The following is a 24,616-nucleotide window of genomic DNA, read 5'->3' on the forward strand; positions in this document are numbered from 1 at the left end:
CCCCTTTCTCTTGAGACGCCACTATAGCGAGCTATTTCGCGTACTTGGCCTTTTTCGGGCCCATGTAGCCGAACAGATAGCCGGCCACCTTGCGCATCTGGATCTCTTCGGCGCCCTCGGTGATGCGATAACGGCGGTGGTGGCGATAGATGTGCTCGAACGGCTTGTGGCGGGAATAGCCAATGCCGCCGTGCACCTGGATCGCGCGATCCGCCGCCTCGCAACACAGGCGGTTGGCGTAGTAATTGCACATCGAGATCTTGTCCGACAGATCGCGCTCGATCTGCTTGTGCTCCATCTTGTCCATCTGCCACGCCGTCTTGTAGATCAGCGCACGCAGCATTTCGCACTGGGTGGCAAGCTCGACCAGCGGGAACTGGATCGCCTGGTTCCGGGCAAGATCTTCGCCGAACGGCTTGCGGGCGCGGGCATAATCGACCGACTGTTCGACGCAGTAGGTCGCTGCGCCGAGCGATGAGGCGGCTTGCCGGATGCGGTTCTGGTGGACGAACGACTGCGCGATGGCCAAGCCGCCGTCGACCGGGCCAAGCGCCGCACTTTCTGGCACCCAGACATCGGTGAACGACACACGCGGGTGGTCGGTCGGCATGTTGAAGGTCCAGAGGTATTCCTCGACCTTCAGCCCCGGCGCATCGGCGGGGACGAGCAGGCAGGTAATGCCGCGCGCCGCGCCATCCTCGCCCGAAGTGCGGCAGAACGTGGCGACGTGGGTCGCGACATGCATGCCGGTCGTCCACATCTTTTCGCCGTTGATTAGCCAGCCATCGACGCCGTCACGCTGCTGGCGCACGGCGCGCGTTTCCATGTGCGTGGCGTCCGAGCCGTGTTCCGGCTCGGTCAGGCCGAAGGCGGTGCGGCGGGTGCGTTCGAAGCCGCCGAAGATGAATTCCTTTTGCTGCTCTTCGGTGCCGAAGTGTTCGAACATCGCGACAAAGGGGAAGTTGCCCACGATCGAATGTTCATTCTGCAGGTCGTTGTGCAGGCCAAGCCCCTTCGCCGCGAACTTGTCGCGGATCACGGCCATCCACAGGTTCTTGCCGTCCTTGCCGCCGTATTTCTTGGGAGCGGAAAAGCGCCAGTGACCGGCCTTGTCGGCGCGCCTCGTCGCCTCGACCAGCAGCGCTTCCCATTCGTGGCGTGGCAGGCCGCCGTTCTCGAAATCTGTGCGGGCCCATTCGCGGCGGTGGTCGAAGAAGCGGATATTGTCGTCCTGCTCCTCGAGCGGCTTGATCTCGGCTTCGATGAAGCGGTCGAGTTCGTCGAGATAGTCCAGCAGATCCTGCGGCAGGTCGAAGTCCATTTATCTCACTCCCAAAGGCCGCGCGCCTGGGCGAGCGCGGGATATTTCGGCATGTCGGCGGAAAGCGTATCCAGTGCCCGGCGTCTCAAGTCGGCAAGCAGGCCCGGTGTGGCGAGCGTTACCCGCCCGGCCAGGATATCCTGCGTGAGCGCCATGTCCGACGTGGCAGGGCGCCCGGCGAGCTGGCGCCGCACGATGCCGAGAGCGTTCTGCGTCACTGCAAGCTCCCAGCGCTCGCGGCCCGAAAGCCGCTCCTTGACGGTCGAGGCCAGCCACTCGGACACGGCGGTCAGCATTTCGATAGCGGTCGGTTCGCCATCACCCGGCTCTGGCGCGGCCGGTGCAGGCGCCAGCGGGCGAGCCCGTTCGGCTTCAGGGGCATCGCCTTCGAGCAGGCGCAGGAGGTCCAGTTCCTGTTCCGAGGTGCGGCGGCCAACCACGACACGTTCGATCTGGCGGTCCACGCCGCTGCGCCAGGTCTTGCCCATGCCGAGCGTACCGAGCGCCCACCACACCGTGCGGTAGATCAGCCAGAAACGGAAGCGCACGGGATCGAACGGCTCGCCGCCAGCCCCTTCATAAGCGCGTGCCAGCGTATCGATGTCGGTCAGGCCGAAGCCCAGCTTGTCGAGCCTGCCGAAGCGCCAGACGGTCATGCAACCGTAGGCCAGATCTTCGTGTCCATCGCCAAGGTGGGTGAGCTCCCAGTCCAGCACGCCGGAGAGACGGCCTTCGTGGCTCATCACGTTGCCGATGCGCAGATCGCCGTGCACCACTTTCGGCTGGGCCTCCGGCGGAAGATTGGCCCGCAGCCAAGCCAGGCCAAGCGCGATGATCGGCCGGTCGCCACCCGCATCGAGAAACTGCTGATGCAGCGCTTCGACCCCATCTGCAGGCTTGAGAACCCTGAGAAACGGGAGAGCTGCCGGATCCAGCGCGTGAATCCGCGCCATGGCCACCGCCAGTTCCTCGCCCAGCGAGGGCGGGCTTGATAGGGTAACCTCAGGGTCCGCTGTCCCCGGCAGGCAGCGCATCACGAATCCGCGCCCGATTCCGTCGTCAGGGCGCAGCTCGGCAACGACCTCAGGCGCTGGGACGCCACCTGCGTGAGCATGGCGCACGATCGCGGCTTCTTCAGCCATGTCGATCGGCCGGCTCGCAAGCCATTCCTCGGATGGAGCGCGTCGCAGGACGAACGCTTCGTCGCCACAGTCGAAAAGCCAGGATTCGAGGTTGGCACCCCCGGAAAGGCGGCGCGGATTCGTCACGGGGGCGGCAACACCTGCCCTGGTCATCACGGCGTTAAGACCAGCAACGAAATCGACTTGGTTATCGAGCGCCAATGCAGCCTCCGGTCTTCCTCACCCGCCTCGGAGGAACCTCCGGGCCTTTGGGGCGGGTTAACTTAACCAGTCAATTAAAGTCCAGCGTTGATTTGGAAAGGCAGCTTGTGGTTCCCGCAATCGGGATAATCCGCTCCGAAGCGGCGACCGGGCGAGAATTCTACCGCTTTCCTCAAGATTCGTCGTGAGTTACAAATGAGAATGACGGGTAATTCGGGTCGGGGTTAGAGACAGCCAACATGGCACGTCGTTTTCAGAAGCTGATCGCAGCAGCGCTTTTCGCCGTTCCGGCTCTCGCCGCGACGCCGCAGGCCGTACAAAGTCGCCCGCCGGTGGCGATGCAGGACGCGCGCGACCTTGAAATCCAGAACCGTGTCGCCGCGCTGGTCGCGCAAGGTCGTGGCCGGATCGGCGTGGCGGCAATGGATCTTGACGGTGGCGGCCAGATCCTCGTCAACGGCGACATGCCGTTTCCGATGGCAAGCACCGCTAAGATCGCAGTGGCGTGCACGATGCTCGACAAGGTCGAACAGGGGCTGATGCGGTTGGACCAGCCGCTTCCGATGATGGTAGCCGTTCCGCAGCCGGCATCGGCTCGCAGCTTCGAGGCGCCCCTTCGCGCGGGCCAGATGCTGACCGCGCAAGGCCTGATGGAATTGTCGATTACGCGGAGCAATAACGAAGCGACTGATGGCCTGATCACGGCCGTAGGCGGGATCCAGGCGGTCAATGCTTGGCTGACGAGCAAGGGCATTGCCGGTCAGCGGCTTGACCATACGATGGCGACCCTCGTGCGCGACGATGGCCGCGTGAACCCTGCCACCACGATCACGACGAGGACGAGCAGCACGCCCCGGGCCATGCTTGCGCTGCTGGCAGCGATCGACAGGGGCAATGCGCTGAGCCCTCAAAGCCGGGCGGTCCTGCTCGACACGATGACCCGGACCAGCACCGGTCGCAACCGCATCCGCGCTGGACTGCCGGAAGGCACCTTGTTCGCCCATAAGACGGGGACTCTTTCGGGCGTTACCGATGACGTGGGCATCGTTCGCCTGCCCGATGGCCGCCATCTCGCACTGGTCATCTTTGTTACGGGCCCCGAGGGCCACACGGCGCATGCCGGGCTGATCTCGCAGATCGCCAGAACAGTCTATGACGGGTACAGCATGCCGTCCACGAGCGGCACCCAGGAAATCGTCCGCCGTCGCTGAGCGATTTCAAGCCGGAAAAAATTTCCGAGCTTGTGAGAAAGGCGCCTGATCCGGGCGCCTTTTTTCGTGTTCAACATTACTTATCCCACGCGCGAACGGAAAAGGGCACGGATGCGCGCGCATCCGTGCCCCTCTATCCGTAACCTGCCCTTGCGGGCGGGGATTACATCTTCGCGGCTTCGCTCGCGTCAGCAGCGGCTTCCGAAGCCGAGGCGCTGGCGTCAGCAGCGGCGCCCGAGGCGTCAGCAGCGGCTTCCGAAGCGTCAGCAGCAGCTTCAGTGGCAGCTTCGGTGGCTTCCGGAGCCTTTTCCGAGCAGCCGGCGAGGGCGAAGGCGGTGCCGGCGACAGCGGCGAGGATGAGCTTGCGCATGCGTTACAATCCCTGGATTGAAGTGAACCGCGCCGGGCAAGCAGCCCGCCGCAAAGCCTACTCTGGCGGTAGACTTCCCGCCCCAATTAATCGGCAATTCATCGGCTTGCAAGCGTTCAACGTATGCACTTCATCGCTGGAATTCCATCTTCCGGAAGTGGAACGCTTTTTTGCCCCCGCATTGCGGCTCTGTAGCTTGCGACGAAACGCTCTCCAGGTGCGCCTGACCGTGCGCTGGAGCCGCCATTCTGACACATGAATGATACGGCGACGAAGGCAGCCCGAAATGCTTTTACCGGACGATGCGAAGGGCTACATCGCGGCGTATGGACACAGCCGTCGATCTTACGCCCAAAGCCGCAACCAATGCCCAGCACCGACACTTGTACTTGGTCGACGGGTCCGCGTACATTTTCCGCGCCTACCACCGCCTGCCCCCGCTGACGAACCCCAAGGGAGTGCCGGTCGGCGCCGTCTACGGTTATACGACAATGCTCTGGAAGCTGGCGGAGGATCTGCACAAGGCCGATGGCCCGACCCACCTTGCCGTCATCCTCGACAAGGGTTCCACCACCTTCCGGAACGCCCTTTACGACCAGTACAAGGCCAACCGGCCGCCGCCGCCCGAGGACCTGGTTCCGCAGTTCCCCTTGATCCGCGATGCTACGCGCGCGTTCAGCCTTGCGTGCATCGAAGAGGATGACTTGGAAGCCGACGATCTGATCGCCTCCTACGCGCGAGCGGCGACTGCACGTGGCTGGGACGTGACGATCGTCTCGTCCGACAAGGATCTGATGCAACTCGTCGGCAAGTGCGCGGCGGGCGGTGGCTGTGTCGACATGCTCGACACGATGAAGAACCAGCGAATCGACATTCCCGAAGTGATCGAGAAGTTCGGCGTGCCCCCTGAAAAGGTAGGCGACGTTCTCGCGCTGATGGGCGATGCAGTCGATAACGTGCCCGGCATCCGCGGCATCGGCCCGAAAACGGCAACCAAGCTCATCCAGGAGCATGGCGACCTTGAGGCGGCACTGGCCGCTGCCCCGGCGATGAAGCCGAGCAAGCTGCGCGACAGCCTGATCGAGCAGGCAGACATGGCCCGCCTTTCGCGCGTGCTTGTCGCGCTCAAGGAAGATTGCGACCTTCCCATCCCCATCGAAGACTTCGAACTGAAGGCAATTCCGCCCGATCCGCTCGCGGCGTTCCTCAGCGAGCACGGGTTCACCAGCCTGCTGCGCAAGCTCGGGACCGCAGCGCCAGCACCAGCACCAGCGCCTGCTGACACAGCTACGGCTTCCCACGCCAGTCCTACCTCAAGTGCGACCGAAGGTGCCAGCCGCCAGTCCCTGCCCGCATGGCCCGAAATCGACCTTGGCAGCTATGCCTGCGTCCAGTCGATGGACGAACTCGAACGATGGATCGGCCGTGCCTTCGATGCCCGGATCGTTGCCATCGACACGGAAACGAGCGCACTTGATTCGATGCGGGCAGAACTGGTCGGGGTGAGCCTTGCGCTCGGCCCCAATGATGCCTGCTACATTCCGCTCGGCCACGGCGGCAGCGACATGTTTGCCGAAAGGCCAGAGCAGATCGACCGGCTTGTAGCATTGCGTGCACTCAAGCCGCTTCTCGAAAGCGACGCAGTGCTCAAGGTCGGGCAGAACGTGAAATACGACATCACCATCCTGGCGCGCGCCGGCGAAGCGGTTGGCGGGCTGGCTGTCGCGCCTGTCGACGACACGATGGTGATGAGCTTCTGCCTCGATGCAGGCCGCAGCGAAACCGGGCTTGCAGGCCACGGCATGGACGAACTGGCCGAAAGGCACCTCGGCCACGCCACTATGAAGTTCAAGGATTTGTGCGGCACCGGCAAGAAAGCCATCACGTTCGCCGAAGTACCCTTGGCCGACGCTACTCGCTATGCCGCCGAGGACGCCGACGTGACCTGGCGTCTGCACCGGCTGTTTGGCCCCCGCCTCTCCGACGAAGGTGGGACGCGAATCTACCAGACCGTCGATCGGCCGCTCGTACCCGTGGTTGCCCAGATGGAGCGGCACGGCATCCGCGTCGATCGCGATCGACTGGCCGCCCTGTCGTCGGAATTCGCCGGAAAAATCGGTGAGCTGGAAGCGGTGATCTACGACAAGTGCGGCGGTGCATTCACGATCGGAAGCCCAAAGCAACTTGGCGAGGTTCTGTTCGACAAGCTTGGCTACAAGGGCGGAAAGAAGGGCAAGAGCGGTCAGTATTCGACCGATCAGTCGGTGCTTGAAACTCTGGCGGGCCAAGGGGCCGAGGTCGCCACGCTCGTGCTGGAATGGCGCCAGCTGTCCAAGCTGAAGTCCACCTATACCGATGCCCTGCAGGCGGCGATCAATCCTGCTACGGGTCGGGTCCATACCAGCTACAGCCTTGTCGGCGCGCAGACGGGCCGTCTTTCGTCGAACGAGCCCAACCTGCAGAACATCCCGATCCGCACCGAGATCGGCCGGCAGATTCGCGATGCCTTTGTTGCAGAGCCAGGCAATGTCCTACTGGCCGCGGACTACAGCCAGATCGAGCTACGCCTGGCGGCGCACATGGCGGACGTGCCCGCGCTGAAGGACGCGTTTGCAGCCGGCGAGGACATTCACGCGCGCACTGCGATGGAGATGTTCGGCGCCGTCGACCGTGACACGCGCGGCCGCGCCAAGACGATCAACTTCGCCATCCTGTACGGCATCAGCCGCTGGGGCCTTGCCGGGCGGCTTGGCACCAGCGCGGATGAAGCGCAGGCGATGATCGACCGCTACTTCGAGCGCTTCCCCGGGATCCAGCGCTACATCCACGACACGCTGGAGCAGGTGCGCGAGCGCGGCTATTCCGAGACTCTGTTCGGCCGCAAGACGTGGTTTCCCCGCATCAATTCAAAGAATCAGGCGGAACGGCAGGGCAGCGAGCGCGCTGCGATCAACGCCCCTATCCAAGGAACCTGTGCCGATATCATCAAGCGGGCCATGGTGCGGATGATGCCAGCGCTGCAGACGGCGGGCCTTGGTCACGTGCGCATGCTACTGCAGGTGCACGACGAGCTCGTTTTCGAGCTTCCGGAGGGCGACATCGAGCGGGCACGACCGGTGATCGAAGACGTGATGGCCCGCGCAGCGGAGCCAGCGATCGCGCTAACCGTTCCCCTTGGCGTGGAAATCGGCACCGGGCCATCCTGGGGCGCGGCACACTAGCTGGCGGTCAGTAGATCTCGATCGCCGCGTACCGGGCAATGTCGCGCGGCGTCAGCCAGAGCGCGCGTTCGTTGGGAACGGAATTGGTAAGATCGTAGAATGCCTTTGCCGTGGGCAGGGGCATGCCCCCCGCTTCGTGATAGAACACCACGTACCTGCGGTTTATCGGAGCTGTCGGCGCGAAGCTGGTGGGCCTCAGGCCATCCTCGTCGAGCCACGCATGGACCGCGAATTCGGCGTCTGCCGCAGCAATCCGGCGCACGCCTGCAAGGAACAGGTCGACGGCACCCGAGCGCACCGACCCACCGGCCGGCACCACGGTTTCGATGCCCCGTTGATGGATCATGCGGCCGAGGACGAGGTTGGCATTGTCATCCAGCGTGCCGGGACAATCACGGAATTCCAGCACGCGAATGCCGGGATAGGCTGCCAGCATTCGAGCAAATTGGCGCGGTGCGCTCGTGTCTGTTTCGCGCACCAGCATGGCGTGTCCTGCATCACGCACAACAAACGGGCCAAAGCGGGCGGCTGGCGCAGGCGCCGGCGCGGTGGACCACGCAGAGGTTCCAAGATCGACAAGCCGATCGCCACTTTCGGTCTTCGATGGGCTTGATGCGGCATCTGACGGGTCGCCGGCATCGGGATCGATCGCCTCGCCCAGGCCCGGGTCGTCGGTCCAGGTTTCGACCGTCTCCGTCCAACGCACCCCGCTCGCATCGATCCAGCTGCGGGTCGAGATCTCATGGGCCGACGCGGATGAAAATCCGGCGTGGATGCATAGGACCACTGCGAGAAGGCGAAGGAGTGGGGACATGTCCAGGAAAGTCGCCCCAGGCCATGTTCAAACCACCAAAGAACAACGTTTATTTCGACTTAGGGGTTAGCGTGCTCAGGACGTTAACCTTGCAGAACGCCACCGTTTTGGCGGCATCGACTTCACAGACAGGGTTGGCCTCGTAAGAACACTAGGGAATTTTGCTGAGCCTACGGGCATGACATTGCGAAGGATGCCGCATGGTCTCGCTGGTCTCGACCGTCGCCTATCTGGGCCTCGATGCCCGACCGGTTGAAGTCCAATGCCAGATCGCTCCCGGACTCGCAGCTCTCCGCCTTGTCGGACTGCCTGACAAGGCGGTGGGCGAAAGCCGCGAGCGCGTGCATTCCGCACTGGCTGCCTTGGGCCTATCGCTTCCTCCGAAGCGGATTACGGTCAACCTGTCGCCTGCCGATCTGCCGAAGGAGGGCTCTCACTACGACCTGCCAATCGCCTTGGCACTATTGGCGGCCATGGGCGCGGTCGATCGGGAGACCTTGAGCGAGTACGTCGTCGTTGGCGAACTTGCGCTCGATGGCCGCATCATCTCGAGCCCGGGCGTCCTTCTCGCAGCACTTCATGCAAGCAGCAACAACAAGGGGCTGATCTGCCCGGCAGAGCAGGGATCGGAGGCGAGCTGGGCCAGTGGGATCGACGTTGTCGCAGCGCCGACGATGCTGGGTTTGCTGAATCACCTCAAAGGCTTCCAGCGACTCGCCAAACCCGTTCCGGGTGAAGCAGAACCTCCGCTGCGGCGTGCCGACCTGCGCCAGGTCAAAGGTCAGGAGGTTGCACGGCGGGCGCTCGAGATCGCGGCTGCCGGGGGTCACAATCTTTTGATGGTTGGTCCGCCGGGGGCCGGCAAATCGCTTCTGGCGTCATGCCTGCCGGGCATCCTACCCGAGCTCACGCCAGCCGAGGCCCTGGAAACATCGATGGTATCCTCGGTTGCTGGCCTGCTCGAGGAAGGCCGCATCAGCCGGGCACGGCCATTTCGCAGTCCGCACCACTCTGCATCGATGGCGGCCCTTACGGGAGGGGGGTTGCGGGTCAGGCCCGGTGAAGTCAGCCTCGCCCACCTCGGCGTGCTGTTTCTCGACGAATTGCCCGAGTTCCAGCGCACAGTGCTCGATTCCTTGCGTCAGCCGCTCGAAACTGGCGAGGTAACCGTGGCGCGCGCCAATGCGCACGTCACGTTTCCTGCGCGTGTGCAACTGGTCGCGGCCATGAACCCATGCCGTTGCGGCCATCTCGGCGATCCAGCCCTGGGCTGCAGCCGCGCACCGCGCTGTGCCGCTGACTATCAATCGAAGGTGTCAGGGCCGCTGCTCGACCGAATAGACCTGCATGTCGAAGTCGATCCTGTCTCGGCGGCGGACCTTGCACTGCCACCACCTGTGGAAGGGTCTGCCGAGGTGGCGGCTCGGGTTGCCGCTGTTAGGCAGGTACAGACGCAGCGGCTGGAAGGGACCGGCCGCCGGAACAACGCCGAGCTGGATGGCGAACTGCTTGAGCGATTTGCAACGCCCGACGAAGCGGGGCGCAAGCTGCTGATCCAGGCGGCCGAGGTGATGCGCCTTTCCGCAAGAGGCTATACCCGCATCCTGCGTGTTTCGCGAACGATTGCCGACATGGCGGGTGCGCAAACCATCGGCCGCGCGCACATTGCCGAAGCGCTGAGCTATCGCCGGGTTGCCCCGCGCGCATGATGCGATGACGCCGAATCGCAAAAATGCTGGTGCGGACGGCGGGACTCGAACCCGCACGAGCAAAGCTCAAGGGATTTTAAGTCCCCGGCGTCTACCATTCCGCCACGTCCGCACAGTTGGGCGCCCCCCGTGCAGCCGTGGCGATTGCACAACCTTTCTAGGCAGGCAAGAAGCTGGTCGAACCGACGCGGCGCGAATGGCCGAGTCGGTCAGGAAAGGAACGGGGTCACTCGGCGTTGAGCCGCTGGCGCATTTCCTTGCCGGGCTTGAAGTAAGGCACCCGCTTGCCCGGCACTTCGACCGTTTCACCGGTGCGAGGATTGCGGCCCTTGCGCGCGTCGCGTTCACGCGTGGAAAATGCGCCGAAGCCCCTCAATTCTACGCGGCCACCTTCGGCGAGGCGCTTGCCGATCTCGTCGAAGAACACATCGACCACGCGCTCGATTTCCTCGGCACGCATGCCAGGACTATCTTTGGCAAGTGCCTGCAGCAGTTCGGATCTGATCATCCGTAAGATTCCCTCCGCCGGCGCCGACGGCGCCACGATCCCAAGACATTTGCGAGCCCCGACCCCCGTCTGGCCACGCAAGGCAAAAGTTTGCCAGATCGCGCGAGCGCGCACAACTTAACTTAGGACATAGATACAGGCCAAATCGGCACGGATTGGCACCAAAAGACAACGGTCGGTATCAGTTTGCAGGATTCACGACAGCAAGATCGGCGATGCTGAGGCCCATCAATGCCAGCCGCCTGCGAATTTGGGGCCATTCATCGACGAGGAAGCGCTCGCGCATCGCATTGCGCAATCGCTGGGCGGCGCCGGCGACGACAAACATCCCGACCCCTCGCTGCACCACGACCAGTCCTTCATCCTGGAAATGCTGATATGCTTTTGCGACTGTCAGCGGATTGGCCTGTTCACGCACCGCCAGGCTTCGAACCGACGGGAGGAGAGCGCCTTCCGGATAGGTTCCATCGACAATTCCTTCGGCGATCATCTCACGCAACCGGATGTGCACAGGCAAGTCGATGTTGTTCACAGGTGCCTTATAACGACAATACAGCTTTCAGAGCAAGGCGCCGTAATTTTGTTGCTCAGGCTTCATCTCTGTCGAAGATTGATTGCGCAATTACACGCCTTGGCGGATACGATCGGCAACAACCCGTTGCACCTGCAATTAGTTTCTTCCCAAAGCCTGCGATCGCGCTAGTCTTGCGAGCATGAATGGCTGGCATGCACACCGAAGCGGTGCTGCCGGAACAAAGACGGGGAGCGTTTCCGAACATGAATTCACCTAGCGAGCAGCCGATGGCGGGATCGGCGGCCGAAAGCGGCTGGTTCGGCCATCCCCGACAGTTGGCGCGCCTGTTCACCACCGAAATGTGGGAGCGGTTCGGCTACTACGGCATGCGCGCGCTGCTGACTCTCTACCTGACCAAACACTTCCTGTTCAGCGACAGTACGACCACGGGGCTCTATGGCGGGTTTACCGCACTGGTCTACCTGACGCCACTCGTGGGCGGCCTGCTCGCGGATCGCTACCTTGGCTCCAAGAAATCGGTGAAATTCGGCGCGCTGATGATGGCCGCCGGATATTTCATCCTCTGCTTCGGCGGCGAAACGGCAAAGCCGCACGCGGTGATCGAGGGCCAGCGCTACGAAGTCGTCGAAGAAAACACGATCGATCGTCCGACGGCGACGGGCCAGGAAAAGCGCTTCGTCGTCGATGGAGCACAAAAGCTGCTGATCAAGGGCAACGAGGACGGGACCGTCTCGCTTCTCGCGCCCGATGGCAGCGTTGCGCGATCGGTGGCCAAGGGCGGGTTCGAGTCCGCAGGGACGCGCTCGGCCGCCTTCACCCTGCTCCTTCTTGTCGGACTATCGCTGATTACCGTCGGCAACGGCTTCTTCAAGCCCAACATCTCGACGATGGTCGGCGAGCTTTATCCCAAGGGTGATACGCGCAAGGACGCTGGTTTCACCATTTTCTACATGGGCATCAATCTCGGCTCGCTGTTCTCGCAGTTGCTCTGCCCGCTGCTCGCCGACACTGTGGGCTGGTGGGCCGGGTTTGGACTTGCTGCGATCGGCATGGTGTTTTCCTGGAGCCTGATCCAGTTCGATGGCGGCCGCCTTGCCGGTTATGGCGAACCTCCCGCCGGTCAGACCAAGGATCGCAGCCTGTTCATCTACTTCGGCGCGGCGATTGCGGTTCCGATCGTGCTGTTCCTGTTCCAGAACCTGATGAATGCCTCGCCCGCGGCAGAAGGCGCCGGTTTTGCAGGGTACATCATGGCGCTTCCGCTGATGGGCAAACTGCTGTTCGGCACGTTCATCATCGGCGTGCCGGCAATCCTGTTTTACGCCTGGAAGGAGGGCAACAAGGTCGAGTTCCAGATGATGGTCGCCGCGATGGTGCTCATCGTCTTCAACACGGTGTTCTGGACGCTGTTCGAGCAGGCGGGTTCGTCCCTAACCTTGTTCGCCGACCGCAACACCGACCTGTCAATCTTCGGCCTGTTCTCGATCTCTGCCGGGCAGACCCAGTTCTTCAACGCGATCTTCATAGTGATTCTCGCTCCGCTCATGTCGATCCTGTGGGCGACGATGGGAAGGCGGGGAATCGAACCAACCATCCCGGTGAAGTTCGGCGTTGCCTTGGCGGGCGTCGGCGCTGGCTTCCTATTCCTGGTGTGGGGCGCGAAGTTCGCCGGACCTGACTTCAAGGTTTCGATCTGGTGGCTTGCCGGGCTTTACCTGATCCATTCCGTTGCCGAGCTGTGCATCTCGCCGGTCGGCCTTTCGATGATCACCAAGCTTAGCCTTGCTCGCATCGTGGGGATGATGATGGGGGTGTGGTTCCTCTCGATTTCCGTCGCGCAGTATGTTGCCGGCATTGTCGCACAGGTCGCGAGCGTCGAGACCGTCGGTGGACAGGTGACCAATCTCAAGGTCAGCCTCGACACCTACACTGCGGTGTTCACCACGATCGGCTGGGCGGCCGTCGCCATCGGCGGCGTTCTGCTGCTGCTCGCTGCGCCGCTGCGCAAGCTGATGCACGGCGTCAAGTAAGGGGGTTGCAGACGTGAAAGCACGAAACATCGGCAGGTTTGCCAGCCATGCACTGGCGGGGCTCGCCCTCGCCCTTTCGGCCAGCGCCGGCGTAGCCAAACCCAAGCAGGACGATCCGGGCTTCCAGCTCAAGGACAATCCCTATCCGTCGACCTACAAGCCATATCCCGGCGAAGCTGTCGCGATTGTCGGAGCCACCGTCTACGATGGTGCCGGCGGCCGCATCGACAATGGGACGGTGCTTCTTTCTGGCAGCAAGGTCGAAGCCATCGGCGGACCCGACCTGGCCATACCGCAGGACCATCGCCGCATTGACGGCACCGGCAAGTTCGTCACGCCCGGGGTGATCGATATTCACAGCCATCTGGGCGTGTATCCGAGTCCCGGCGTGCAGGCGCATTCCGACGGCAACGAAGCGACCAGCCCGACAACTCCGGAAGTGTGGGCCGAACATTCGGTGTGGCCACAGGATCCGGGCTTCACCCGCGCGCTTGCCAACGGCGGCGTCACTTCGCTTCAGATCCTGCCAGGCTCGGCCAACCTGATGGGTGGTCGATCGGTCGTGCTCAAGAACGTTCCCAGCCGCACGGTGCAGGGCATGAAGTTCCCGGATGCGCCCTATGGCCTGAAGATGGCCTGCGGCGAAAATCCCAAGCGCGTATATGGCGAAAAGGGCCAGATGCCCTCTACCCGCATGGGCAACTTCGCGGTCGATCGGCAGACCTGGATCAAGGCATCCGAGTACAAGAAGAAGCGCGACGCCGGAAAGCTCGATTCGCGCGATCTGGCGATGGAAACGCTTGCCGATGTTCTTGCCGGCAAGATCCTTGTCCAGAACCATTGCTACAGGGCCGACGAGATGGCGCAGGTCATCGATATGTCGAAGGAGTTCGGCTACAAGGTCTCGGCGTTCCACCACGCGGTCGAGGCGTACAAGATTGCCGATCTTCTGAAGGAAAACGGCATCTGCTCGGCAATCTGGGCGGACTGGTGGGGCTTCAAGATGGAAGCCTATGACGGCATTCCCGAAAACGCCGCCCTGCTCGCGGACCACGGGGCCTGCGTCATCATCCACTCGGACGACGAATACGGTATCCAGCGCCTCAACCAGGAAGCAGCCAAGGCCCAGGGCGATGGAAAGCGCATCGGGATCAACATTCCCGACGCCCAGGTGATCTCGTGGTTCACCCTGAACCCCGCCAAGGCACTCGGAATTGATGGAAAGACTGGCAGCCTTGCCCCGGGCAAGGCGGGCGACGTCGTTCTCTGGAACGGCAATCCGCTGTCGGTCTATTCGCGACCGGAAAAGGTCTGGGTCGATGGAGCCATGCTCTTCGACGCGATGGACCGCACGCGTCGTCCTGTCAGCGATTTCGAGCTTGGCCAGCCTGGCGAAGGAGATGTGAAGTGAAGCCGCGCACCCTCATCAGCAGCTTGGCTGCCCTGCTCGCCGCTTCCGCCTCGATCCCGGTGCTGGCGCAGCAGGCGCAGGATTTCGCAATCACCAATGCAACAGTCGCGATCGGCGATGGAAGCGCTCCGATCCAGGGCGGCACAGTCGTGGTGCGGGGCGGCAAGATCGTTGCCGCGGGCGCCGGAGTGGCCGTTCCTGCAGGGATCCAGGTGATCGATGGTACCGGCAAATGGGTGACCCCCGGACTCGTCAGCGCAGTCACCGACCTGGGTCTGGTCGATGTGGGCGCTGTCGATGAAAGCAACGACGAGTATGCACCCAAGGCGGGTTTCAACGCAGCACTCGATGTATCCGCCGCGATCGACCCCGACGCTACGCCCATCGGGATCAGCCGGGCCGGCGGTGTCACTCGCGCGGCCGTCGCCCCTGTTGCCGCGAACGCCATATTTGCAGGGCAAGGCGCGATCATAGATCTTGGTGCGGATGCCAATCCGGTGAACCGCCCACGCGCGTTCCAGTTCGTGGAACTGGGCGAACGCGGCGCCGACCTTGCCGGTGGCAGCCGAGTCGCCGCGCAGACGGTTCTGCGCAACGCCCTGCGCGAAGCTGCGGATTTCGATCGTCGAGCCGGAATATCGAAGATCGGTGGTGCCAAGGCATCGCCGACCAGCACCGGAGATGACATACCGCTCGACCCGCGCATGGCGCAAACGGTGCAGGGACGCGCCGACGACGGGCTGCTGACTCGGTTCGACGCTGCAGCGCTGGTGCCCGTGGTTTCCGGCCGCCAACCGCTTTACGTTCACGTGGAACGGGCAGCCGACATCCGCCAGGTCCTGCGTCTCAAGTCGGAATTTCCGGCAATCAAGCTGGTCATCGTCGGTGCAGCAGAAGGTTGGCGCGTCGCGCGCGACATCGCAGCCGCCGGTGTTCCTGTTCTTGCAAGCGCCATCACCGATCTTCCTGGACGCTTCGAAACGCTGGCCGCCACTCAGTCGAATGTGGGCCGCATGCAGGCGGCAGGCGTCAAGGTCGGCTTGGGAGGCTTCTATGACAACGACCAGCCGCGATATGCCCCTCAGTATGCGGGCAACCTCGTCGCGGTAGGCCGTCTACCCGGGGCAAGTGGGCTGACGTGGGGTCAGGCCTTGGCAGCCATTACCTCCGTGCCTGCCGACATCATCGGAGAGGGCTCGCGCTTCGGCAGCCTTAAGCCGGGCCTTGCCGGTGACGTCGTCATCTGGGACGGCGATCCGCTGGAGCTGTCATCAGGACCGGTGGATATCTACATCGACGGCGTCAAACAGAGCATGGTAAACCACCAGACCAGGCTGCGGGACCGGTATCGCAATCCACAAGAAGGATCGCTGCCCAAGGCCTATCAATAAAATACTGAAGCCGCCGGTCATTCCGGCGGTTCGAGGATGAATGGGGGAGTTGGCCAGATGGGGTGGTTGATCGCTGCAATGGCGGCATTTCTTGGCAGCCATTACCTGCTGTCCCACCCCCTTCGCTCACCGCTCGTCAAGATGCTGGGCAAGAACGGCTTCCCCGCGTTCTATTCTTTGGTGGCATTGGTTACCTTCGGAGGGGCTATCCTGGCGTTCGGCGATGCCCCGCGATCTCCGGTGTTGTGGGACGGTTACGCCGTCGTTCCGTGGACCATCGCCAGTGTGCTGACACTCATAGCGCTTGCACTCTTCATGGCATCGCTCGCAGGTAATCCGGCATTGCCGGGCGCGAAGGTACACGGCCTTTCCGCCCAGCTTCCACGCGGGGTGTTCAAGATCACCCGCCACCCCATGATGATGGGCTTCGCGCTGTGGGCCGTGTCGCACATCATCATCTCGCCTTCGCCCCGCGTATTCGTGCTGATGGGGGGAGTGATCCTCCTCGCACTGGGCGGGTCGCACCTTCAGGACGGGAAGAAGAAGGCGCTTTACGGCAGCGAATGGCGGTCGTGGGTGAAACGGACGTCGTTCTGGCCGAACCTTGCCCATGCGCGTGAACTCGGCGCGTGGCTGGCAGCCGCCATCCTACCCTGGATCGCGGTCACCTGGGTACACATCCCGCTTGCCGCCATCCCGGCCGGAATATGGCGCCTTCTGCCGGAACACGTGTTCTAGAAGCCGCAAGCCTGCGCCTGAATTCGATCAGGCGCGAGCCTCGTTCACGCCAGCGCTGTTATGGCGCAGCGCCTTCAGCACGGTCTCGACGATCTGGGCCGCATTCAATCCAGCGTCATCGTATTGCTTTTCGGGGCTGTCCTGGTCCTGGAAGACATCAGGAAGCCGCATCGTGCGGATCTTCAAGCCGGCGTCGGTCAATCCCTCATCGCTTGCCAGCGTCAGGACGTGGGCGCCCAGTCCTCCGATCGCGCCTTCCTCCATCGTCACGATGACTTCGTGCGTGGCCATCAGCCGCCGGATCAGTTCGCTATCGAGCGGCTTGGCAAAGCGGAGATCGGCAACGGTCGTCGACAAGCCCTTGGCGTCGAGCTGGTCGGCCGCCTTGAGCGCTTCGGCAAGTCGCGTCCCGAGCGAAAGCAGGGCAACCTTGGTGCCTTCACGTACCACACGCCCCTTGCCGATTTCTAGCCTCTGCGGAACTTCTGGCAGTGGCACGCCCACGCCGTTGCCACGCGGATAGCGGAAAGCGATCGGGCCTGAATCGTGAAGTGCGGCGGTGTGGGTCATGTGCACCAGTTCGGCTTCATCCGCGGCGGCCATAACCACCATGTTCGGAAGAGTTGCCAGATAGGTAACATCGAACGAACCGGCATGTGTTGCACCATCAGCCCCCACAAGCCCCGCGCGATCGATCGCAAAGCGCACCGGAAGATTCTGGATGGCGACGTCGTGGACCACTTGGTCGTAGGCGCGCTGCAGGAAAGTCGAATAGATCGCGCAGAAAGGCCGCATCCCTTGTGCGGCAAGGCCTGCTGCAAAAGTCACTGCGTGCTGTTCGGCAATGCCGACGTCGAAGCTGCGTTCCGGATAGGTCGCGGCAAACTTGTCGAGACCGGTGCCCGAAGGCATGGCCGCAGTGATTGCACAGATCTTGTCGTCGCGGGCCGCTTCGGCCACCAGCGCCTGAGCGAACACGTTGGTGTAGCTGGGCGGACCGCCCGCGCTCTTCACCTGTTCGCCCGTGATAACGTCGAACTTCTGAACCCCGTGGTACTTGTCCGCGGCGGCTTCTGCTGGGGCGTAGCCTTTCCCCTTCTGCGTGACCACGTGGATCAGGCAGGGGCCTTCCGCGGCATCGCGCACGTTCTCAAGGATCGGAATCAGCTGGTCCAGGTTGTGGCCGTCGATCGGGCCAACGTAGTAGAAGCCGAGTTCCTCGAACAGCGTGCCCCCCATGGCAAGGCCACGGGCAAACTCGTCTGTCTTCTTTGCCGCCTTGTGCAGTGGTTCGGGAAGGCGGCGCGAAATCTTGCGCAGTGTGTCCCGCAATCCCAGGAAGGGGCCAGACGAAACCAGCCGGGCGAGATACGCCGAAAGCCCACCGACGGGCGGTGCGATCGACATGTCGTTATCATTGAGGATAACGATGAGACGGTTGCCCGCGGCCTCGGCGTTGTTCATCGCCTCATAGGCCATGCCGGCGCTCATCGCGCCATCGCCGATTACCGCGATGCCTTTCCCCGGCTTGCCCGCCAGCTTGTTGGCAACGGCAAAGCCCAGCGCAGCCGAAATCGACGTGGACGAATGCGCGGTCCCGAAGGGATCGTACTCGCTCTCGCTACGCTTGGTGAAGCCTGAGAGCCCGCCCCCCTGGCGCAGCGTGCGAATTCGGCTGCGACGCCCGGTCAGGATCTTGTGGGGATAGGCCTGGTGTCCGACATCCCAGACAAGCCGATCGTCGGGTGTGTTGAAGACGTAGTGAATGGCGACAGTCAGTTCCACAACGCCCAGGCCGGAACCCAAGTGGCCACCCGTCTGCCCGACGGCGCTGATCATTTCATGGCGAAGTTCGTCTGCCAGTTGCCGAAGCTGCGAGGGCTGAAGCTTGCGCAGGTCGTCGGGCGTGTCGACGGTATCGAGAAGAGGCGTGGCCGGAGTAGCGGACATCGAGACGCCTTACACCCTTGTTACGCCACGTCCAACCACAACAAAGCGTTTGCACATCCGGGCGGCAGCAGGGCAAGCGTCGCAGCCATGTCTGCGATCTCGATCCGCAAAGCCGTCCCAGCCGATCTCGAAGCCTTGCGAAGCGTGATGGATGCCGCGATCGGCGAATTGCAGGCCGGATTCCTGACGCCGGAGCAGGTGGAGTCCAGCCGGGCGGTAATGGGTCTGGACCGGCAGCTGGTCGATGACGGTACCTATTTCGTGGCGGAGATCGACGGAGAAATCGCAGGGTGTGGCGGCTGGAGCCGCAGGGCGACCCTTTACGGCGGCGACCACAGCACAGGCTTGCGGGAGCCCCGCTTGCTCGATCCCGCGACGGAAGCAGCGCGCATAAGGGCCATGTACACGGTACCTGTGTACGCCCGCAGGGGTGTGGGCCGCGCGCTTCTTGCACACTGCGAAGCCGCAGCGAAAGCGGAGGGTTTCTCAACCTGCGAACTGATGGGGACGATGTCCGGCGTGCCGCTCTATACGGTGTCGGGCTACGCCGTGATCGAGGAAATCGAAGATTCGCGCGGCGGCGCACCGGTTCCCCTGAAGCGGATGTCCAAGCAACTCTGACCGCAGCCAGAGCGGTGATCCGCCGTCAGGCGCAGTGTCGGCAAACACCACGAAGTTCGACCACAGGGCGTACATCTGCAAACCCCGCCCCTTGCGCAGCCTCCCGAAGGGCACCGGTTAGACGATCGTCGTCAAGATGCGTCACCTGACCACACGCGTCGCAAATCAGGAAGATGCAGTCGTGGCGGCATCCGGGGTGCGTGTTCGCAACATAGGCGTTGGCGCTTTCCACCCGACGGGCGAGATTGGTACGAACGAACAAATCCAGGATGCGGTAGACGCTGTTGGCTGCAACGCGCTTGCCCCGCCGCCCTCCGACGCTCTCGGCGATGTCATAGGCCGACGCCGGCTTCTCATGCACCGCGAGCGCTTCGAAGACATCGGCGCGCATTTCGGTCCACTGTTCGCCAGCCGCAACAAGAACGTCGCGCGCCGCGCCGACCAGAGTCTCGCCCGCAAAGTGATGATGATGGTGGCCGCCCATCTCGCTTAGATAGGACGACCCGAGACGGTTCGCAATTTGCGTGATCAACGAGGCGTGAACGTACTCTTCCAGAACTGCGGGAAGGTCCGCTGCAGAGCTGCTACCTTGGGCGCATCCCAGCGCCGGATGTAGCCGTGATCCGGATTCTTGAGCGCGAAATCCTGATGATAGTCCTCGGCGGGGTAGAAGCCCTTGAACGCTTCGATGCGCGTCACGATCGGCCGCTTCCAGGGATCGAGCCTGCGCAGCTGCGCAATGTAGCCAGCAGCCACGCGCGCCTGCTCCTTGTCGGCCGGAAACAGCGCGTTGCGATACTGGGTGCCCACGTCCGGCTCCTGCCTGTTCAGCTGGGTCGGATCGCTCGCAACACCGAAGAAGACCTGCAGCAACTGGTCATAGCGGATGACCGAGGGATCGTAGGTAACCCTGACCGATTCGGCATGTCCCGTTGTCCCGCTGCTGACCGTCTCGTAATCAGCCTGCACGCGATTGCCGCCGGTGTATCCGGATACGACACTGGAAACGCCCTTCAGGTGGCTGAAGACGGCCTCCATGCCCCAGAAGCAGCCGCCGGCGAAAATCGCGGTATGGCGCCCGGGCGTCTCGTTCGCACGCACCGCAGCGTCCGGCGCTCGATACGCCTGCTCCGCCATGGCGGGTTGCTGGCATGCGCTGATCACAAGAGCCAGCACGGCCACGCCAAGGCGTGAACGCGCGCTCTTCACTGCCCCTGACCCATGGCGGATGGGGCCGCTGCTTCGCTGGCGTGGACCTTGACGGCGATCGTCGCTCCCATGCCGATCGAACCGATGGCAAAGCCCAGCAGAAGCGAGCGATAGAAGTCCTTGGCAAAGAGACGCATGATCAAGATCCATGGTGTAAATTTGTTGGCAGGCGCTTTGCCGCCGAAAAGCTGACGCCGCTGTGAACGGACGCACAGGTGGTGCGAATATTCGTATTCGCCAGACTGTCTGAAATGTCAGTCGCGAAGGGCAACCCAGATCGGCGCGTGGTCACTCGCTTTTTCCCGACCACGATAGGTCTTGTCGACACCGGCAGCCTGCAGTCGATCTGCAAGGGCTGGCGACAGCAGCGCGTGGTCGATCCGGAAGCCGTGATCGCGCTGCCAGGCTCCGGCCTGATAGTCCCAGAAGGTCCAGACCCCACCCTGCGGATTGTGGAGATCGATCGCGTCGGTCCAGCCATCATTGAGGAGACGGCGATAGGCGTCGCGCGATTCGGGCTGCATCAGCGCGTCGGTCGCCATGGCACGAACCGAAAAGGTATCCTTGTCTTCGGGAATGACGTTGTAATCGCCAATGACGAGCGCAGGACGTTCCTCAGCTAGCAGTTCACGCATGCGTTCGCGCAAACGCTCCATCCAGCGCAGTTTGTAATCGAACTTGGGTCCGGGCTGCGGATTCCCGTTCGGCAGGTAGATGCACACCACGCGAAGACCCATGACATCGGCCTCGAGATAGCGCGCGTGCTCATCCTCGGGGTCACCCGGCAAACCGCGGTGGGCTTCGATCGGCTGGACCCCATCGGCAAGGATCGCAACGCCATTGAACCCCTTCTGGCCATGCCAGATCGCATGGTAACCGATCTTCTCGAACTCTGCGGCAGGAAACCCTTCGTCCTGGGTCTTGATTTCCTGCAGGCAGGCCACTGCCGGGCGCGTTTCCTCCAGCCATTCGAGCAAGCGCGGCAGGCGCGCCTTGATCCCGTTGATGTTGAAGCTTGCGACCTTGATTGTCACACGCTGAAACTCGCGCCGCAACCGCAGCCGGACGCTGCCTGGGGATTGGTCACCCGGAAGGCCGCACCGCCGAGCGATTCGACATACTCGACCGTGGCGCCGCTGACGAGGTCTAGGCTGACGGCGTCCACCAGAAGCCTGACGCCATCTGTCTCGGCGATAGTGTCATCAGCCTCTGGGGCATCGGCAAGGCCGAACTTGTATTGGAAGCCCGAACACCCGCCCCCTTCGACCGACAGGCGCAGAATCGCAGGCTTAGCCTGCTTTGCGGCAATGGCGGCGACGCGCGCGGCGGCGCTCGGTGCGAGGATCACGGCTGGTTCGCTCATGCCAGCGAGATAGGAGCGCAAACGCGCTTGCTCAAGCGCCCTGTGGCCCAAATTTCCTGCAGTTCAGGCCGACTGGATGTAGCTGCGCATCGCGTGCGCTTCCGCCTCGATGGAATCTAGTCGATGCTTCACCAGGTCGCCGATCGAAATGAACGCAACCATTCGATCGCCATCGATGACAGGCAGATGCCTGATCCGCCGACGTGTCATCAAGCCCAGAGCATGGAGGACGCTGTCATTCGGCGCGACACTGATGACGGGCGCGGTCATCACATCCCGCACCTTCATCTGCAGCGCGGTCGGCCCGTGTGCCCTGAGGCAGTAGAGAACGTCGCGTTCCGAAAATATCCCGGCAACGGGCGTGCCTTGGTCTTCGACGGGGACCGCGCCGATACGCTTTTCGGCGAGCAGGGCAATGGCATCGGCGACACTGTCTTCGGCGTTGGCACGCCACACTTCGCCCGAACGGCCGGCTATGAGCCTGGCAATCGTCATGGCATCCTCCTTATCTTATCTTGGTCGGGACGGTTTGCCCGTCTCCGGCCATTCGCGATGATGCCAAGTTTGCAGCCGGTGTCAAAGCATTGCCCCGCCATCTGCAAAGAACCATATCGCACGCCATGCCCAGACCGCCCGTGCCGCGCCCCTCGCCGCTCGACAATCCGCACAACGCGTCGCATGCATGGCGACGCTATCGCATGCTGATGTGGGGCATGGGCGCCGCGACGCTGGTCACGATATTTCTGGTCTGGGCCTACTTGTGGTCGCAGTTCGGACTGGTTTCGATCCACCTTTATATAGCGACGTTCCTCGGCATCGGCCTGACAATGATGCTGATGGCCGCGCTCATGGGTCTCGTTTTCCTATCGAGCGGAACGGGGCACGACGAATCCATCGACGATCCGCTCGACGACGAGATCGAATGGGGTGGACCTGATCGTTAGGCGGCGATGTCCGCGTACGCCTCTTTTTCGGCCGCGATGAGGATGTCGGCCAGCATCCAGTAAGCCTCTCCCCAAGATGCCAGCACTTCGTTGGTTGCGACCTCGCTACCGAGAACATCCCGAATTGCAGGGAGCAATGCGTTGGCGACCAAGGGATAGTGGCTTGCCTTCCCCGCTGTTTCGACATGGCGAGCCACCATGCGCTGCACGGCAGGGCCAAGATTGCCAAGCTTGTAGATATTCTTTGCATAGGCGAGGATGGCCGCGGCCAGCCGCTTTGGCTGCTCGCCGCTCTCCTGCGCAGCGCGATCGCACATCGCGGCAACTTCCTCGTCCTGGAATAGACGCTTGTACATGGCGGTTGTGATCGCCAGGCCATGCTTCTCTACCGCAGGGGCGGTGGCCTTGACCGTTGCTATGGCTTCTGGACTTGCGGTGCGCATGCTTGCCTCATCTTCAGTACCCATGCAGGCATTCCGCTGGAAGGACAGATGCAGCTAACCCAGCACACCGACTTCGGACTCCACATGCTCATCCTGCTCGCACGGGAGGGCGGATCGCTGTCCCTGCCTCGCTTCGCCGACACCCAGGGTCTGTCGTACAATCACGTGGCCAAGGTGGCGCAGACGCTGGTGCGCGAAGGCATCGTCACAAGTCAGCGTGGGCGAAACGGCGGTATCGCTCTGGCGGCGGACCCGGCCGCGATCAGGATCGGGGCCGTGGTCAGAACGCTCGAGCGCGGGCTCAGGCTAGCGGATTGCGCACGCTGTGCGTTGCGTAATGATTGCCGGCTGTCGGGCATGCTGGCAGAGGCCCTCGAAGCTTTTCTGACCGTGCTGGACCGGTACACGCTCGCAGACTCTGCCGAGCTCGGGATGCCCGCTTTTGCGCCATGGACCCAGCCAGCTGGATACCTGCAAGGAACTTGCGCCGCGCCGGGCGATTGACCCCGCAACAGAGCGCCTTGCGCGATCCCGCGTCAGGCCTGCGGGAGAAGACCGCCATGAACACAGTTGCAGCACTTGCTGGCCGCGTCCTGCTGGCCATCCTGTTTATCGTATCCGGGGTTGGTAAGCTTTTCGACCTGTCCGGCACCAACGCCATGATCACCGCCGCCGGCCTTCCTTCGGGCCTTGCGTTGCCTGTCGCCTTGTTCGAACTGCTCGGCGGCCTCGCCATAGCATTGGGTTTCATGACCCGGCTGTTCGCGATTCTCTTCGCAGGTTTCTGCTTGCTGGCGACGCTGCTCTTCCACCGCAATCTGGCGGACACGATGCAGGCGACGATGGCGCTGAAGAACCTGTCGATCGCCGGCGGCTTCCTGTGCCTGTTCGCACACAGCCAGATGCGCTGGAGCTACGATTCGATGCGGCTGGCACGAAAGGGCGAGATCGCGACCCGTGAGGCGGAGCAGCGCACTCGGGAAGCGGAATTGCGCGCGGCCCGTGCGGAAGGCCATGCGTCAGCTCTCGCCAACGGCCAGACGGTGCCGGTCACCGACACCACTTATGTCACCGCAACCGACATCGATGGTGATGGTGTTGTCGACCGGCCGCGCCGCAAATGGTGGTCGGTCGGCTAACCTCAGCGTTTCCGCAGCGCCGCGATGCAGGCCGCCCGGTCGACATCGCGGCCATCGCCGCGTCGCGCATCCACGTACGTCGCGGTCGCCCGGCCGCCAGGGACGGCAGGGTAAAGATAGGCGTCCAGAATGCAGGCACTGCCTGACCATTGCAGCTTGCGAGCATCCTCTTCCCGGACGTCCAGCCGGGGTGGCCCAAAGTCCCTAGCCAACTGCTCCGCGTCTGCACCGATGACCCCTTCAAGACCGGGCAGCGCAAGCACCGTGGCAGACGGTCGGGGCGGAGTCTTCAACACAGGCCGCGTGGGGGAAAAACCCGCGCTGCGGATCGTGGCAGACTTGCCC

The 24,616-nt window shown here is 62.9% G+C and carries 26 protein-coding genes and 1 tRNA gene; 12 read left to right on the forward strand and 15 right to left on the reverse strand.

Going from position 1 to position 24,616, the window contains the following annotated elements; translation table 11 throughout:
* Nucleotides 1-31 precede the first annotated feature (31 nt).
* A complete protein-coding gene (locus HHL27_RS12760) occupies nt 32-1,321 on the reverse strand; it encodes an acyl-CoA dehydrogenase family protein (RefSeq protein WP_169493814.1) in 1,290 nt (429 codons plus the stop codon).
* Between the two features lie 5 nt (nt 1,322-1,326).
* Nucleotides 1,327-2,589, reverse strand: a complete 1,263-nt coding sequence (locus tag HHL27_RS12765) for a phosphotransferase (protein ID WP_338114896.1) — start codon at nt 2,587-2,589, stop codon at nt 1,327-1,329.
* Between the two features lie 314 nt (nt 2,590-2,903).
* Here HHL27_RS12765 and HHL27_RS12770 point away from each other — a divergent pair, with 314 nt between their 5' ends.
* On the forward strand, nt 2,904-3,875 hold the full coding sequence (locus HHL27_RS12770; protein ID WP_169493815.1) for a serine hydrolase: 972 nt from the start codon (nt 2,904-2,906) through the stop codon (nt 3,873-3,875).
* Between the two features lie 163 nt (nt 3,876-4,038).
* Here HHL27_RS12770 and HHL27_RS12775 read toward each other — a convergent pair whose 3' ends face one another.
* Nucleotides 4,039-4,245 (reverse strand): hypothetical protein, encoded by a 207-nt coding sequence (locus tag HHL27_RS12775; RefSeq protein WP_169493816.1) that lies wholly within the window; start codon nt 4,243-4,245, stop codon nt 4,039-4,041.
* Here HHL27_RS12775 and HHL27_RS12780 point away from each other — a divergent pair.
* Both HHL27_RS12780 and polA read left to right on the forward strand, forming a co-directional pair.
* The gene (locus HHL27_RS12780; protein WP_169493817.1) at nt 4,244-4,504 is read left to right on the forward strand and encodes a hypothetical protein; all 261 of its coding nucleotides are present in this window, start codon (nt 4,244-4,246) and stop codon (nt 4,502-4,504) included. The two genes, HHL27_RS12775 and HHL27_RS12780, sit on opposite strands and share 2 nt — an antisense overlap.
* Nucleotides 4,505-4,571: 67 nt before the next feature.
* A complete protein-coding gene (polA, locus tag HHL27_RS12785; RefSeq protein ID WP_169493818.1) occupies nt 4,572-7,466 on the forward strand; it encodes a DNA polymerase I in 2,895 nt (964 codons plus the stop codon).
* A 7-nt stretch (nt 7,467-7,473) separates the two neighbouring features.
* Here the strand turns inward: polA and HHL27_RS12790 are convergent, their stop codons facing one another.
* Nucleotides 7,474-8,280, reverse strand: a complete 807-nt coding sequence (locus HHL27_RS12790; RefSeq protein ID WP_206069585.1) for a hypothetical protein — start codon at nt 8,278-8,280, stop codon at nt 7,474-7,476.
* Between the two features lie 200 nt (nt 8,281-8,480).
* Between HHL27_RS12790 and HHL27_RS12795 the strand changes: the two genes are divergently transcribed.
* A complete protein-coding gene (locus HHL27_RS12795; RefSeq protein WP_169493820.1) occupies nt 8,481-9,989 on the forward strand; it encodes a YifB family Mg chelatase-like AAA ATPase in 1,509 nt (502 codons plus the stop codon).
* A 27-nt stretch (nt 9,990-10,016) separates the two neighbouring features.
* Here HHL27_RS12795 and HHL27_RS12800 read toward each other — a convergent pair.
* From HHL27_RS12800 to HHL27_RS12810, 3 genes are all read right to left on the reverse strand, one after another.
* Nucleotides 10,017-10,101: transfer RNA gene (locus HHL27_RS12800), tRNA-Leu, on the reverse strand.
* Nucleotides 10,102-10,215: 114 nt separating this feature from the next.
* On the reverse strand, nt 10,216-10,497 hold the full coding sequence (locus HHL27_RS12805) for an integration host factor subunit beta (RefSeq protein ID WP_169493821.1): 282 nt from the start codon (nt 10,495-10,497) through the stop codon (nt 10,216-10,218).
* Between the two features lie 181 nt (nt 10,498-10,678).
* Nucleotides 10,679-11,029, reverse strand: a complete 351-nt coding sequence (locus tag HHL27_RS12810) for a GntR family transcriptional regulator (protein WP_420874060.1) — start codon at nt 11,027-11,029, stop codon at nt 10,679-10,681.
* A 245-nt stretch (nt 11,030-11,274) separates the two neighbouring features.
* Between HHL27_RS12810 and HHL27_RS12815 the strand changes: the two genes are divergently transcribed.
* From HHL27_RS12815 to HHL27_RS12830, 4 genes are read left to right on the forward strand one after another with little or no spacing between them, the layout of a single operon-like run.
* The gene (locus tag HHL27_RS12815; RefSeq protein WP_169493822.1) at nt 11,275-13,062 is read left to right on the forward strand and encodes a peptide MFS transporter; all 1,788 of its coding nucleotides are present in this window, start codon (nt 11,275-11,277) and stop codon (nt 13,060-13,062) included.
* Nucleotides 13,063-13,075: 13 nt separating this feature from the next.
* Nucleotides 13,076-14,473, forward strand: a complete 1,398-nt coding sequence (locus HHL27_RS12820; RefSeq protein ID WP_169493823.1) for an amidohydrolase family protein — start codon at nt 13,076-13,078, stop codon at nt 14,471-14,473.
* Nucleotides 14,470-15,864, forward strand: a complete 1,395-nt coding sequence (locus HHL27_RS12825) for an amidohydrolase family protein (RefSeq protein ID WP_169493824.1) — start codon at nt 14,470-14,472, stop codon at nt 15,862-15,864. Before HHL27_RS12820 ends, HHL27_RS12825 begins: the two co-directional genes overlap by 4 nt.
* A gap of 57 nt (nt 15,865-15,921) precedes the next feature.
* Nucleotides 15,922-16,602: an NnrU family protein gene (locus HHL27_RS12830; RefSeq protein ID WP_169493825.1), complete on the forward strand. Its 681-nt coding sequence runs from the start codon at nt 15,922-15,924 to the stop codon at nt 16,600-16,602.
* Nucleotides 16,603-16,629: 27 nt separating this feature from the next.
* Here the strand turns inward: HHL27_RS12830 and dxs are convergent, their stop codons facing one another.
* Nucleotides 16,630-18,552: a 1-deoxy-D-xylulose-5-phosphate synthase gene (gene dxs, locus HHL27_RS12835; RefSeq protein ID WP_169493826.1), complete on the reverse strand. Its 1,923-nt coding sequence runs from the start codon at nt 18,550-18,552 to the stop codon at nt 16,630-16,632.
* An 87-nt stretch (nt 18,553-18,639) separates the two neighbouring features.
* Between dxs and HHL27_RS12840 the strand changes: the two genes are divergently transcribed.
* Complete coding sequence (locus HHL27_RS12840; RefSeq protein ID WP_169493827.1) at nt 18,640-19,173, forward strand: GNAT family N-acetyltransferase; 534 nt, start codon at nt 18,640-18,642, stop codon at nt 19,171-19,173.
* Nucleotides 19,174-19,198: 25 nt separating this feature from the next.
* Here the strand turns inward: HHL27_RS12840 and HHL27_RS12845 are convergent, their stop codons facing one another.
* The 6 genes from HHL27_RS12845 to HHL27_RS12865 all read right to left on the reverse strand — a co-directional run bounded on the left by HHL27_RS12845 (nt 19,199) and on the right by HHL27_RS12865 (nt 22,240).
* Nucleotides 19,199-19,657 (reverse strand): Fur family transcriptional regulator, encoded by a 459-nt coding sequence (locus HHL27_RS12845; protein ID WP_169493992.1) that lies wholly within the window; start codon nt 19,655-19,657, stop codon nt 19,199-19,201.
* 44 nt (nt 19,658-19,701) lie between these two features.
* Nucleotides 19,702-20,382: a peptide-methionine (S)-S-oxide reductase MsrA gene (msrA, locus tag HHL27_RS12850; protein ID WP_338114897.1), complete on the reverse strand. Its 681-nt coding sequence runs from the start codon at nt 20,380-20,382 to the stop codon at nt 19,702-19,704.
* Nucleotides 20,379-20,519 (reverse strand): hypothetical protein, encoded by a 141-nt coding sequence (locus tag HHL27_RS22220; RefSeq protein WP_206069586.1) that lies wholly within the window; start codon nt 20,517-20,519, stop codon nt 20,379-20,381. The genes msrA and HHL27_RS22220 overlap by 4 nt, the downstream gene beginning before the upstream one ends.
* Nucleotides 20,520-20,636: 117 nt before the next feature.
* Nucleotides 20,637-21,410, reverse strand: coding sequence for an exodeoxyribonuclease III (xth, locus tag HHL27_RS12855; protein ID WP_338114905.1), 774 nt, complete (start codon nt 21,408-21,410; stop codon nt 20,637-20,639).
* 2 nt (nt 21,411-21,412) lie between these two features.
* The gene (locus HHL27_RS12860) at nt 21,413-21,745 is read right to left on the reverse strand and encodes a HesB/IscA family protein (RefSeq protein ID WP_169493830.1); all 333 of its coding nucleotides are present in this window, start codon (nt 21,743-21,745) and stop codon (nt 21,413-21,415) included.
* Between the two features lie 63 nt (nt 21,746-21,808).
* Nucleotides 21,809-22,240: a CBS domain-containing protein gene (locus tag HHL27_RS12865; protein WP_169493831.1), complete on the reverse strand. Its 432-nt coding sequence runs from the start codon at nt 22,238-22,240 to the stop codon at nt 21,809-21,811.
* Between the two features lie 125 nt (nt 22,241-22,365).
* Here HHL27_RS12865 and HHL27_RS12870 point away from each other — a divergent pair, with 125 nt between their 5' ends.
* On the forward strand, nt 22,366-22,689 hold the full coding sequence (locus HHL27_RS12870; RefSeq protein ID WP_169493832.1) for a hypothetical protein: 324 nt from the start codon (nt 22,366-22,368) through the stop codon (nt 22,687-22,689).
* On the opposite strand, the gene HHL27_RS12875 is transcribed toward HHL27_RS12870, so the two are convergent.
* Nucleotides 22,686-23,132: a globin domain-containing protein gene (locus tag HHL27_RS12875; protein ID WP_169493993.1), complete on the reverse strand. Its 447-nt coding sequence runs from the start codon at nt 23,130-23,132 to the stop codon at nt 22,686-22,688. The two genes, HHL27_RS12870 and HHL27_RS12875, sit on opposite strands and share 4 nt — an antisense overlap.
* Nucleotides 23,133-23,180: 48 nt before the next feature.
* Between HHL27_RS12875 and HHL27_RS12880 the strand changes: the two genes are divergently transcribed.
* The gene (locus tag HHL27_RS12880; RefSeq protein WP_169493833.1) at nt 23,181-23,636 is read left to right on the forward strand and encodes an RrF2 family transcriptional regulator; all 456 of its coding nucleotides are present in this window, start codon (nt 23,181-23,183) and stop codon (nt 23,634-23,636) included.
* Between the two features lie 17 nt (nt 23,637-23,653).
* Nucleotides 23,654-24,271, forward strand: a complete 618-nt coding sequence (locus HHL27_RS12885) for a DoxX family protein (RefSeq protein ID WP_240959746.1) — start codon at nt 23,654-23,656, stop codon at nt 24,269-24,271.
* Nucleotides 24,272-24,616 lie beyond the last annotated feature (345 nt).

Source organism: Novosphingobium olei (assembly GCF_012927405.1).
In the GTDB taxonomy this organism is placed as follows: Bacteria; Pseudomonadota; Alphaproteobacteria; order Sphingomonadales; family Sphingomonadaceae; genus Novosphingobium; species Novosphingobium olei.